The organism is Salegentibacter maritimus (genome assembly GCF_016236915.1).
GTDB classification, from domain to species: Bacteria; Bacteroidota; Bacteroidia; order Flavobacteriales; family Flavobacteriaceae; genus Salegentibacter; species Salegentibacter maritimus.
In genome coordinates, this window is the sequence record NZ_JAEHOK010000027.1 from 1 (window position 1) to 13,237 (window position 13,237).

Below are 13,237 nucleotides of genomic sequence, written 5' to 3' on the forward strand. Positions count from 1 at the left end.
GGGTCTGTAAATTAAACTCTGTCTGATGTTTCAATTCCTCTGGGGCTAGCCCCAGAGGAATTGGCGTTTATGTCCAGCGGTATCCGGTCTCCAAATTTAATATAAAATTGCTGAATCGTAAGGCTCCAATTATGCAAAGGAGCGGTCCATTTCTTCTCAATGTTTCGTGTGGCCAGGTAGACTAGCTTTAGCAGCGACATATCAGTGGTGAAAGCACCCTTGGTTTTGGTAACTTTCCGGATTTGCCGATGGAAGCCCTCTACGGCATTAGTGGTGTAAATAATCTTCCTAATGGGTTCTGTATACTCAAAATACTGGGATAGCTGTTCCCAGTTACGCTGCCAACTTTCAATAACTACAGGATATTTATTACCCCATTTCCCTTCCAGGTTCAATAGCTCATCTTCGGCTACATCTTTAGTGACAGCCCTATAGACCTTTTTCAGGTCTTTCATAAACTCTTTTTGATCTTTAGAGGCAATATACTTCAATGAATTACGGATTTGGTGTACAATACAAAGCTGAACCTGAGCCTTTGGATAAACGCTTAAGATGGCTTGTGTAAAGCCTTTGAGATTATCTGTACAGGCTATTAAGATATCCTGTAATCCACGGTTATGAAGGTCGGTTAAAACCTGTAGCCAGAAATTAGCACCTTCGCTCTCAGAGATATACATCCCCAGGATTTCCTTTTTCCCTTCTTTGGTAATACCCAGGATGTTATAAAGTGCTTTGTGGGCAATCTTTCCATCCACTTTAACTTTATAATGCATGGCATCAAGCCAAACAATACAGTAAAGGGGTTCTAAAGGACGACTTTGCCAGGCTTTGATATCAGGAATGATCTGATCGGTGATCTGGCTTAAAACCGTATGGGAAATATCGGTATCGTACATTTCTTTGATATGACCCGAGATGTCACGGTAGCTCATTCCAAGTCCATAAAGACCGATAATTTTTTCTGAAAGATTATCAGCCAGAATCGTCTGTCGCTTTTTAACCAGTTCCGGTTGGAAGCTACTTTGACGGTCTTCAGGGGTTTCAATGTCAAAAGAGCCAAAGCCACTTTTAAGCTTTTTCTTTCCCTTGCCATTGCGTTTATTCCCTTTGGAGCGTTCATCACTACTTAGATGAGAGTCCATCTCTGCCTGAAGGGCCTTCTCAATAACGTTCTTGAGCATCGGTGCAAAAGCACCGTCTGCACCAAAAAGGCTTTTGCCTGACATGAACTGGTCAAGCACCTTTTTCTCGAATTCTTGTTGTTCTTTTGTTGCCATAATTCTGTATGAATGAAATTAATAAATAATTCAATTCAGACAGAGTTTATTTTACACTCTCAAGACAACCTTAATCCCCTTATAAAATTAAATCTTCCAAACACTCTCTTAAAAAAATCCAGTATCACCCAGATAGAAGACCTACCGTTTAAGACCTTCATTATTATAGTGTTTTCAATTAAAAGTAATATTAATAAACTTTATTAAACTACCTGGGGGCTATGATACCCTGTGGCGATGCTAATAAATTAATACTTATAGCTATTTTTTCTATGATCTATTATTTCTATCTTTTAATAATTTATCTACTTTGGTTTTAAGTGTTTGAGAATCGCTTGCATAATCTTCAAGATTTACAATTTCCACCTTTCTAAAATCTGTAGGGTGGCTTTCGCTTTGCAGCGAAATAGTTCCTCCTGTTAATAATGTACCTTTATCGTTTTGTGGTTTCTCATATCTAAGTACTTCTTCTCCATTTGCATAATGTACAATTAAAGAATCGCGTACAACTAACACATCAACACGCACCCATTGATCTCCGGCAAAAGTTTTGGAATTTGAATTGGTGCAGTGATTAGTAATAAGCTTCCCGTCCATAACAAATTGGGTACCTGGAGTACATATGTTGGCATTTGTTCTTTCATCTTTCCCATTCCCACCCAATAATTGCACTTCAACAGAATTGGGAAAGTCCTGGTGTTTGTCCATGGTTTCAGGTTTCTGACCGTGAATCATAATACCATTATTGCGGTAGGCCCATCCCGGACCATTCTTTACTTGATCTCCTATAAAACGGTATTCAACACCCAATAAATAAGTTGAAAAAGCTTCTTTATAAAATATATGTCCATATTTATCATCAAACCCATTTTCGTACTCATCATACCTTACTTGTAAAAGACCATCATTAACCCTAAAAGTATTCCCGAAATTTTCCCCAAGTTGATGACCTTTAAATTTTATGTCCCAATCATTAAGGTCTTTACCATTAAATAGTGGTTCCCACTCATCTGAAATTTGCGAGGAACAACCTCCAAAATTAATAGAAATAAAGAGTATTAAAATGGTAGAAAATGGTATTTGTTTTATCATGATAATTTAATGTTTTAGATTTGATTTTTAGAGGTTTAATAAGGATTTCAAATAAACCTATAAAGTACTCCTACTTTTTTATTCTATTCACAGTACTGCAAAATAAGGTTAATTCCCTTTTATAATTCTTTAATTTTAATATTTCTAAACCACACTTTATCGCTGTGATCTTGAAGGGCTATATGGCCTTTGCGGGTTTTCCCAAAGTTTTCCCAGTTTTTAAATTTAGAAGATTTAACCATATCCTTCCATTCTTTACCGTGTACAGGAAATTCGTTTATGGTAAAACCGTTTAACCTAACAGACCCTTTATTGGTGTTATGATCAATTTTAATCACGGTTTTATTCTATTTTCCCGCATTTTTGGTTTTATCGCTTTTTGGTGGCATCATATCATAAAGCGCTCCTGCCTGCCTAATTGGGCCATTCGTGGCATCTGGATGTAATTCATTATCCAAAATTTGAATTTCCGGTCCTGTTAAATAAGGTTCAGAAAAAGCTTCACCTTCCTGTACTCCCCACATAATCCCACTATTTCCTCCTTTTGAAATTTTCCATTCTAGCGAAAGCTCAAAATTGGTATAAGTGTTTTTAGTGATAAGGTTTTCTGTACTCGTTCGTTTTCCCGGGGCAGGAGTAAAAACAATAACGCCGTCTTTCACCTGCCACTGGCTTGAAATTGAATCAGCATTAAAGGCTTTCCAACCATCCAAATTTTCACCATTAAAAAGTTGACTCCAAAGCTCTTCAGATTTATTTGTTCCTATAGCGTCTTTCTCTTCAACAAAATTCTTCTGCTTATCCCCTTTGTTATCGTGTTTACAGGCAATTGCCACTACGGCAAGCATTGTTATTATTAAACTAATTTTTCTCATATCATTAATTTAGTTAATCATTATATCGCTTCTATATTTTGTTTACGAAAAAAGTGGCAAGCTTAATTTTCATTCTGCAATTCAACTATTAGATAAGAAAATTATTCCCAACACCTAAAGCATACTGAGAATGTTTTTGTATTTCAAAATCTATCAATAGTAATCCTGTAGCACAAACAACAAATTTATCCCAGATTATGTAATGGTTTGTGCAAGAGCTAAGCTTAATTTTCAACTTAAAATGTACCGAAACCAACCATAAATCTGAAATACAACCTTTAGGAACATATTAGTTAATGATTGGCTTACGGCTTTATCTTTTATAAGTTATATTTTATTGATTTAATTCTTTCCCAACTTTCTGAAGAATATTTTTTGTTGCTATTATGCCTTCTTCTGGCGAAAGCCTTGAACCTTCATACTCCACTCCTACATAACCATTATAACCAGCATCTTTAACTATTTTCATTATTCGTTTATAATCCAAGGTGGTTTCTTCTCCTTTCTCATTAAAGTCGTAAGATTTTGCGCTTACAGCCTTGGCATATGGCATCATTTCTTTGATCCCCTGATATTTTGGGTATTCCTCTGCACAATTGCCTTCAGACCTTTTTATACAGAAATTCCCAAAATCTGGTAAAGTGCCGCAGTTATCCATATTAACTGCCTCAATCACTGCTACCAAAAGTTCGGCATTAGAAGATAGGTGTCCATGATTTTCAACTAAAATATTAACGCCTTTTTCTGCAGCATATTTACTAAGGGCCTGCAAGCCCATTATAGCCGATTTTTTCCACTCATCAGGCTCCCGGGAACCAAATAAGTTTACCCGAATAGAGTGCGCTCCCAGATATTGGGCTGCATCTACCCATTTTTTATGATTATCTACAGCACTTTCACGCTTGTCTTTGTTAGAAGATGCCAAATCTCCTTCGCCATCTATCATAATTAATACATTTTCCACTCCAAATTCTTCACTTTTCGCTTTTAGAGTATCCAGGGTTTGCTGAAATGCTATTTCAGGGTTTTCAGAATTCTTTATTCTTGCTGAATAAAAGCCACTCACATACTCAATCCCATCAAAACCCATCTCCTTTGCTTTTTCAGCAAAGTCCATCGGGTCTAAATCGCCGGCAAAAATAGGTTTGTTAAGTGACCATTGGGCCAGTGAAATTTTAAAAAAAGGTTCAGCATTATTAACGGTTTCGGCTATTAAACTACTGGCGTCGTCCTTTTGTTTATTTTGGTGCTTACATGAAAATAGAATGGGAAATAAAAAAGCCAGTAAAATTACGTTTATGCGCTTCATAATATAAGTTGAATAAAAATTAATTATAATGATGATTTTTCAAATAAGAGTATATTTTAATTTACAGAACTTTTGTTTTACCTGGTTTGGGTACAGGATATAAACCATCTTCTCCCGGTAATGTAGGTGGGGTGGAATTCCAGGTCACATCCCTAGGCATTAAAACCTCCTGAGATTTCAATGCTTCTTCCCAGTTAATTACCTGCCCCGAATAAGTAGCCATTCTTCCCATTATAGCGGTCATTGTACTTTTAGCGCCATTCTCGGCATCACTAATAACCTCATTATTTCTTATTGAAGCAAATAGTTTATCGTGCTCTACCTGATAAGGATTAGGGTCTCTTTGCCCCCGGTATCTAAACAAATCATTTCCATCAAGATCGGTTATACTTGCTGCACCCGCATCATTCATATCTACAGTTCCTTTGCTAGCCTGAAACTTCTCACCTACCTTAGACCAGGTACCTGGCTGGTGTCTACACTGGCTGGAAATTACTGCACCACCAGGGTACTTAAACTCTACAAAATGATGGTCGAAAATCTCTCCGTGTTCAGGCCCTGTTCTTATCAAACGACCTCCCATTCCTTGAGCAGAAATAGGATATTCTCCAATAAACCAGTTAGCAACATCAATATTATGAATATGCTGCTCAAGAATATGGTCTCCACATAGCCAATTAAAATAATACCAGTTTCGCATTTGATACTCCATTTCACTCTGCCCAGCTTTTCTTGGGTTTACCCAAACCCCAGCACTATTCCAATAAACCTGGCCAGACATAATTTTACCGGCCTTATTTTGTTTTATTTGTTCGGCAATTGCCAGGTAATTATTTTGATATCTCCGTTGAAGTCCAACTACTACGTTCAATTTCTTTTCCTTTGCAATTTTCGCCATTTCTAATACTTTGCGTATTCCCGGTACATCGGTTGCAACCGGTTTTTCCATAAATACGTGTTTTCCGGCATTAATGGCATATTCGAAGTGATATGGACGAAAACCAGGGGGAGTGGTAAGAATTACAACATCTGCCTCATCAATAGCTTTTTTATAAGCATCAAAACCTACATATTGATGTTTTTTCTGAACATTGACTTTCTTGCTACCTTCAAATTCTTTTTCAAGGCTTTGAAGACTACCGCTTAAACGGTCTTCAAAAGCATCAGCCATAGCTACTAATTGAACATTTTCGTCGGCTTTTAAAGCCTGATTTGCGGCACCTGTTCCTCTACCACCACAACCTACCACTGCAAGTTTTAAGGTCTTTTCGTTAAAAACATTTGCCATGGCACTCATTTCCATTCCGGGCAGCATCATCCCGGCTGCAACAATACTTGAGTTTCTTACAAAGTCTCTTCTGGAAGATTTTAAAATTGATTTCTGGTTCTTTTTAGAATTTTTCATTTTGTAATTTTTTAATGTTTAAGGTGTTTCTTCTCCCCAATATTTCTCTAATTCATTTTTTGAAGGAATGTCCTCTATTCTCACTACCCTAAAACCTACAAAGGGAGCATCGGTATTCCACCACTTGCTTTTAGGAAACTGTGGATCTCTCATTTTCCAGTTTTCAGTAGAGGCCATACGGGATGCACTTCTCAAATCCTGATTGTCGTCTAAATAAGAACCACCCCTCACCGATCTAGGATATTCCTCTATGGGGAATTCGATTGGATTTTTAGTGATAGAATTTCTATTTTGATAAGCTTTCGGTAAATATTGATCTAAAGTCCATTCTGCCACATTACCGTACATATCATAAAGCCCCCAGGGGTTTGACTCTTTTTGACCAACCTTATGGTAAGTACCGTTACTATTGGCATAGTACCAGGCATATTTATCCAGCTCTTTATTATTATCTCCAAAATAATATGCTGTATTGGTACCGGCACGTGCCGCATATTCCCATTCAGCTTCAGTAGGTAACCGATAGAAATGACCCGTTTTAGCCGATAACCATTTACAGAATTTAGAAGCGGCATGATGAGTTATATTTACAACTGGCTTGCCTTCATCTGTACCCATTCCCAAACTCATATCTACATAAGGAATAGTGGCTCCGGATATAGCATCGATTTCAATCTCAATATCAGACTTTTCTATATTTTTAGACACGGTATCTATTTCCCTGTTTAGAAATAGTTTATATAATTCCCAGGTAATCTCATATTGGGACATCCAAAAACCAGCGATCTCTACAGTATGAACGGGACCTTCATCTTCTCTCCTTTTATTTTCATCTGCCGGACTTCCCATTTTAAATTTCCCCTTCGGAATCCAGACCATAGGAATAACATATTCTGATCCATCTATTTTTTGAACGTAATCTTTTGGGGATCTTTCCTGGGAAAATAGATTAGTGGTTACAAAAGATAAAAATAGTAGTAGTTTAAAATTCATTTTTCATTTTTTACATACTCATTCAGCTATAATCAATAACACTTGCTTAATTATAAATGAGTAATTTCTATTTTCTTAAACTCAACTTCAGCACCTTCTGCTTGAACTGCTATTCGCCCACGTTGGGTGCTGGAATTAAACCCCTCATTAACTAAGTCACCATTCACCCATACTTTTATCTTATCAGCTCGGCACTCTATAACCATCTTATTCCATTCTCCTAAAGGATTTTCAGATTCGTTGGTTAAATTTTTAATTCTGCGGCTTTTACCTTCGGTTGTGCCCCATTTTTCTTTTGGACCACGTCGTTCTTCCATATCCTGCACTTCTATATTTTCTACTATACACCAAAAATCACCTGCATTTTTGTGCTGCATTTGTACCTCTATAGATTTTGGAAACATATCATATAGAGCTCGTGGGGTAGATGCATGAACCAGGACACCACAGTTCCCGGGGTTTCCCGGGAATCTATATACTAAATTTAATCTATAGTTTTCATAAATCGAATCTGTGATTAAATGGCCTCCTGGAGTACCAAGGCTCACCAACATTTTGTCACGAACAATAAAAGGGCTTTTTGATTGAGCATTACTGTCCATTTCAGGAACGTCTATATGCCATCCAGATAAATTCTTGCCGTTAAACAAACTGTAAGAATCAAAATTTTCTGGATTTTGTGCCTTACAAGAAAAAAACAAGAAGGATAGCAAAAACACTGAAATTATACTTTTCATTTTATTTACTTTAAGCATAGTCTCCAATTCACCAGGGAATTAATAACCAGGGTTTTGGACTAACTCAGCATTTCTGTTCATTTCGTCCCTTGGTATAGCTATAAAATACATTTTATCTAACCATTGACGATTTTCGATACCAGGATTAAGATCTCTTACATCATAGGTATATTCATAAAGTGTTGGGTCATAACGATAAATATCCACATCTGCGCCCGACTTTAAATCTCCATTAATATCCACTACTCTTACCTGTTGTCCTATTGTTTCCGGGGCAATTAGCCAGCGTCTTGCATCGTGAAAACGATGTTCTTCATAAACCAATTCCAACATTCGTTCTTCTCTATATTCTTGCATCAATTCTTCACCGGAAGCCTGAATTGCAGGCATTCCTGCTCTAAAACGGATCTTATTCAACCATTCTTTAGCAATATCTTCTTCTCCTAACTCTAAGGAAGCTTCAACATAATTTAACACCCCTTCTGTATATCGCAATAAGGGAAATGGAATTTGCTGTCTTGTATTTTGGTCTACAATAGAAGGGTCTGGATCAATAAATTTACGCATATAATAGCCGGTTCTAGTACCATTCCAATCCTCAATAGCACTATTTCGTGTATCTAAACCGTTCCAGGTACCATCATTAATTTCATAAGTTCCTGTTTGTATTTGATTATATGGGTCACTTCCAGCTACATCAGATGTTCTTGGCTTCCAATCGGCACCATCATATAAGATTGTTGCATAAAACCTTGGGTCCCTGTCGCTGTAAGGTCTGTTTGCCTGAGATGGATTATTCCAATCGAATTCGGTGCCATCTAATAATTCGTATTTATCGACAAGATTTTGTGTTGGAGTATTGCCTGCCCAGTTATGATAACCATTTGGACCATTAAAAAGGCCTATTCGCTGACCACTTTCATTTTTTGAAGCTATAAAATAGCGAGCAAATAGTAATTCTGACGCTGCTGCCGGATCTCCTACTGCACTACCTCCGCCAAGCGAAATTGATAAATAGTTTTGAGTTCCATCATTAGGTGAGACAGGCTGTGAATGATTAAGCTTATACCCTCTATTTAAATCTACAACTGCTTTTGCAGCCTCCTGTGCTCTTTTCCATCTTTCCATCTGGTTACCCTCTGTATACCCAAGATATTCTGGATTGGAAAAATCTGAAATGACAGGCGATTTTGCAGATGCAATTGAGATATCGTGCAAATCACTTGCTGCATATAACAGAACACGTGCTTTTAACGCCAAAGCTGCTGCCTGACTTGCACGGCCTTCTATAAAATTATCTGCCAAAAGACTGGAGGCAAGCTCTAAATCTGATACTATAAAATTTACTGTTTCTTCAAATGTATTTCTAGGTACTTCAAAATCATTAGAATCTAAGGTATAAACTTTATCTATTATTGGCACTCCTCCATGCATCCTCAAAAGGTTATGGTAATAGTAAGCCCTTAAGAATAAGGCTTCCCCCTTTAATTTATTTACCATCTCTTCATTGTCAAATTCAGGTTCTTCTAAATTTTCCAATGCTATATTGGCTGCTCGAATACGGCTGTATAGGTTTCCCCAGTTATAGGTGTAGTTTATAAATCCACGGTCTGAAGGTGAAGAACGCGATTCGGTTATAGTGTTTATTCCCCTACCAGGATGAGTAAATAATGCCTCATCTGAAAGGGAAGCTAGCATTTGTTCATCAAAACCACCCTGTCCTAATCCTCCATAAATGTCTAAAACAAATGCTTCAGCTAAAGCAGGATCTTTCCAAACAGCCGATTGTGAGAATTCGTCTAAAGGTTGAGTATTGACAAAATCATCATTACATCCTACTATTGAAAATAACATAAGCAGATAAATTCCTATATTTTTCATCTTATTATTTTTAATTTTATATAATTTCATTTAAAAAGTTATAGCTACCCCTAAATTTATAATTCGGGACTGCGGATAGTACTGCCCGGTAGAACTAGTTGCTTCCGGATCTAAAGCTTTCATTCCACTCCAGGTTAATAGATTAAACCCACTAGCATAAACTCTAAGACTACTTACACCTACTTTCTCACCTAATTCATTAGGTAGCGTATAGCCTAATTCTATATTTTTCAACCTAATATAATCGCTGCTTTGCAACCAGTATGTATTTCCATAAGAGTAATATTGATTGCCACGATCTGTAATTCTAGGATGAACAGAACTAGGCTTATCTATGGACCAACGATTTTCATAAACTTCCTCTAAATAGTTTCCAATAGATCCACTTTCATCTGTTCCTACCCTTAACTCACCGCCAGCAGCACCTTGAAATAATATTGATAAGTCGAAATTCTTATAAAAAGCTGCGAGATTTAAACCTCCCTGAAATGTGGGGGTGGTATTTTTGTCTCGACGTACCCTATCGTCTCCCGTTATGGCACCATCACCATCATAATCAACATACTTCATATCTCCAGGTCTTAAAGTATTAGTAACCTCACTATAATCCAGGGTATTATTAGCAATATCCTGCTCATCCTTAAAGACACCATCATAAATGTAATATAGACCAGAACCTATTGTTCTACCTGTAGTTTTCTGCCATTCGGGAGCACCCGGAGCTTCATCCCAGAAAATGATTTTATTCTTTGCATAGCCACCATTAATATTAACGCTGTATGATACTTCACCCGCGTTCCCAGCATGCCCAATATTAAAATCAAAACCTCTGTTTTCTATTTCTCCGATGTTTTCTGCAGGCAATGTCATACCGGTACTTTGAGGAATAGAAGCATTTCTCCTCCATAAGATGCTAGAACGCTTATTAAGAAAAGCATCAAATTCAAAATTGATCAAACCATCAAAAATTTGACCGTCTAAACCTATATTATAATTGTTTGCTACCTCCCAAGTGATTAAAGTATTAGGAACACGGGATTCATAAAGAGTTTGATTTACAGCTCCGCCCGCAACGTAAGACCCCAAACCATAAGTTGACAAAAATTGATATTCAGCGAGGTTCCCATCAAAAGTTACATTGTCATTACCCATTTGCCCCCAGGAACCCCTTAGCTTCAAGAAATTAACAACCGGGATATTGTCTTTCCAAAAGTTTTCTTCAGATATACGCCATCCTAACATAACTCCGGGAAAGAATCCATATCTTGTTTCTTTAGGAAACATATAGGAGCCATCGTATCTCCATAGAAATTCGGCAAGATATTTTTGATTATAATTATACCCCACTCGTCCAAAATAATTCAATCTAGCACGTTCGTATGCACTACCTGTATTATTGATTTCTTCCTGCCCTCCGGCAAACATTTGATCTACTGAAGTAGAAAGAAAATATCTTCTAAATGCTCCAAAACTTTCATTCTTTATAGTTTCCCGGTTTACCCCGGCCAAAATATTTATCTCATGATCATCAAACTTTCGATCGTAACTTAACACTCCTCCTAAAAGAATATTTAATTGATCTTCACTAGACTGATTTAGGTTAGGCTCTGCAGGACCTCTTTGTCCCTCTACTAATGCCGGTGTTTCACCGTCATCCTGATACTCTCCTTGCCATGTATATAAATACCAGGGAATTTCCCAACGTTTATTTTGTCTAATATATTTATCTACTGAAGCCGTACCGGTAAATTTAAGCCCTTCAACACCCGGAACTTCAATCTCTACCTGCCCATTTGTTTGAAAATAATATCTCTTATCTCTATCATAACCGGTTTGATTTGTAGTAATAACTACCGGGTTTTGCCCAAATTCAATATCAGGTCCAGGTTCGCCCGTTGGCCAATAAGCGTTAGACAAAGGGCTACTTCTCATTAACATCCTAAAAACGGCAGCTGCAGATTGTGTAGGGTAATTACGATCTTCTTCTCTTCCTAAAACTCCAATTTTAGCACTAATATATTCGTTAATATTAGCATCCATATTTATTCGTAAACCATACTGCTGGTAATTGGTTGCTGAATTTTTATAGAAAGCGTCTTGATCTTGATAATCCAATGAAGCCAAAAAATTCAGATCTTCAGTACCTCCGCTAATTTGCATATTATGCTTTTGTTGAGTAGACCATTCCTTTAATGTTTCCCCAAACCAATCTGTATTAGGATAACTCCAAGGGTCTTCTCCACTAGCTATCTTTTGAAATTCCTCTGGCGTAAATGGAGCTAAAACCTCACTACCATCAGGTCTTGTATATACTCCTGATGTTTCAAATCCATTCTTGGCAGATTGCCATTCATTTGTTGGCAACTTATATATTTCCAGTTCATTTCTCATCTCGGCATATTGTGATGCATCTGCCAGATCAGGTATAACTGTGGGTTGAGTAAACCCTAAATTGTAATTGTAGGAAAATTCAGGTTTACCTTCTTTTCCCCGCTTCGTGGTAACCAAAATTACACCATTAGCCGCGCGGGCCCCATAAATGGCAGCAGAAGCATCCTTAAGTACTGAGATATCTTTTATATCTGCCGGGTTTAAACGAGCAAATCCTCCGGGTCTTGCCGGTATACCATCAATCACAACTAGTGGGCTACTATCACCAAGTGTATTTGTTCCTCGAATTCTTATGTTAGAATTATCATTCCCTGGCTCAGCACTACCTTGTGTAGCCACAACACCAGCAACTCTACCAGTAATTGCATTTGATACATTTAAATTAGCCGATTTCTGGATATCTTCACCGCCTACCGTTGCGACCGATCCAACAATATTCTCTCTTTTTTGAGTTCCATACCCCACTACAACCACTTCTTCCAAAGCAGCAGCGTCCTCTTCTAACACGATATCGATTTCGTTACGATCATTAACATTAACTTCTTTGGTAGCATAACCTATATAACTTATTTGCAAAATTGCATCTGCCGGCACTTTAATTGAAAAATTCCCGTCAAAATCACTCATTACGCCATTTGAAGTTCCTTTTTCCAAAATATTTGCTGCCGGTATAGGCATACCGGTTTCTGCTTCAGTAACTGTACCGGTAACTGTGATCGTTTCCTGCATTACATTACTAGTGCCTGGGATAAGCTTTTCTTTAGGTTTTCCTTCTTTAAGGATAATTTGCTTTTTCTTTACTTTAAAATAAATATCGGTCTCGGAAAATAAAGAATCAAGGATATCAGAAATAGGTTTTTTATAAGCATTTAAGGAAACCTTTCGATTAACATCTACTTTATTCTGATTATACAAAAACCTGAACTCTGAAAGATCTTCTATTTCACGAAAAACCTCTTTTATTGTTGCGTTCTGAACTTCTAAGGTGATTTTCTTGTCCTGGGAATAAGTATTCGCATGAATTTTAAATAATGAAATAATTAATAAAAGTGTAGTTAGTTTCATTTTTAGGCTAAGGTTAGGTAGCTTTTCAGAATGGGAAAGCCTACACGAATAGTGTTTTTTTTTCATACTTTTGTAGTGGTTAGGTGATTTAACTTATTTGCTTAGATCACTTTTTCAAGCCGGGAAATGGGCCAACATTTTCCGGTTTTTTTATACAAGTGATTTCTTTTTAGATTTCAAATTATTTAATTCAACTCATATTTATTTTTTTG

Annotated in this window: 8 protein-coding genes and 1 pseudogene; all 9 read right to left on the reverse strand. The window is 37.1% G+C overall.

Annotated features, from left to right (window positions below):
• Positions 1-11: 11 nt before the first annotated feature.
• On the reverse strand, positions 12-1,277 hold the full coding sequence (locus tag I6U49_RS14995; RefSeq protein ID WP_262894938.1) for an IS256 family transposase: 1,266 nt from the start codon (positions 1,275-1,277) through the stop codon (positions 12-14).
• A 270-nt stretch (positions 1,278-1,547) separates the two neighbouring features.
• Complete coding sequence (locus tag I6U49_RS15000; protein ID WP_198629444.1) at positions 1,548-2,369, reverse strand: 3-keto-disaccharide hydrolase; 822 nt, start codon at positions 2,367-2,369, stop codon at positions 1,548-1,550.
• A 119-nt stretch (positions 2,370-2,488) separates the two neighbouring features.
• Positions 2,489-3,244: pseudogene (locus tag I6U49_RS15005) on the reverse strand (3-keto-disaccharide hydrolase).
• 334 nt (positions 3,245-3,578) lie between these two features.
• A complete protein-coding gene (locus I6U49_RS15010; RefSeq protein ID WP_198629445.1) occupies positions 3,579-4,553 on the reverse strand; it encodes a sugar phosphate isomerase/epimerase family protein in 975 nt (324 codons plus the stop codon).
• A 61-nt stretch (positions 4,554-4,614) separates the two neighbouring features.
• Positions 4,615-5,958, reverse strand: a complete 1,344-nt coding sequence (locus I6U49_RS15015) for a Gfo/Idh/MocA family protein (RefSeq protein WP_198629446.1) — start codon at positions 5,956-5,958, stop codon at positions 4,615-4,617.
• Between the two features lie 18 nt (positions 5,959-5,976).
• The gene (locus I6U49_RS15020) at positions 5,977-6,951 is read right to left on the reverse strand and encodes a formylglycine-generating enzyme family protein (RefSeq protein ID WP_198629447.1); all 975 of its coding nucleotides are present in this window, start codon (positions 6,949-6,951) and stop codon (positions 5,977-5,979) included.
• 50 nt (positions 6,952-7,001) lie between these two features.
• Positions 7,002-7,688, reverse strand: coding sequence for a 3-keto-disaccharide hydrolase (locus tag I6U49_RS15025; protein WP_198629448.1), 687 nt, complete (start codon positions 7,686-7,688; stop codon positions 7,002-7,004).
• A 39-nt stretch (positions 7,689-7,727) separates the two neighbouring features.
• The gene (locus I6U49_RS15030) at positions 7,728-9,569 is read right to left on the reverse strand and encodes a RagB/SusD family nutrient uptake outer membrane protein (protein WP_232804740.1); all 1,842 of its coding nucleotides are present in this window, start codon (positions 9,567-9,569) and stop codon (positions 7,728-7,730) included.
• A gap of 30 nt (positions 9,570-9,599) precedes the next feature.
• Complete coding sequence (locus I6U49_RS15035) at positions 9,600-13,091, reverse strand: TonB-dependent receptor (protein WP_198629450.1); 3,492 nt, start codon at positions 13,089-13,091, stop codon at positions 9,600-9,602.
• Positions 13,092-13,237: the final 146 nt, after the last annotated feature.